The sequence below is a fragment of the Nocardia exalbida NBRC 100660 genome, assembly GCF_000308575.1.
GTDB classification, from domain to species: Bacteria; Actinomycetota; Actinomycetes; order Mycobacteriales; family Mycobacteriaceae; genus Nocardia; species Nocardia exalbida.
Genome location: NZ_BAFZ01000031.1, coordinates 1 through 212, shown reverse-complemented (window position 1 = coordinate 212; position 212 = coordinate 1). Strand labels below are relative to the sequence as shown.

Annotated in this window: 1 protein-coding gene; it reads right to left on the bottom strand. The window is 71.2% G+C overall.

The genetic code is table 11. The features are described from left to right. The coding region (locus ON29_RS06175) for an AMP-binding protein (RefSeq protein WP_040865184.1) at positions 1-212 on the bottom strand (212 nt) is incomplete at both ends.

Below are 212 nucleotides of genomic sequence, written 5' to 3'. Positions count from 1 at the left end.
AGGGTTGCACGCCCGAGCGTCACCGCGAAGCCGACCTCGGGCTGCGCCGCCAGCGCGGCGTCGATCTCACCGAGTTCGATGCGGAAGCCGCGCACTTTCACTTGGAAGTCGTTGCGGCCCACGTATTCCACCACCGGCGCGGTCCCGGCGCGACGCCAGCGCACCAAGTCGCCGGTGCGGTAGAGGCGCTCACCGGGTGCGCCGTACGGGTC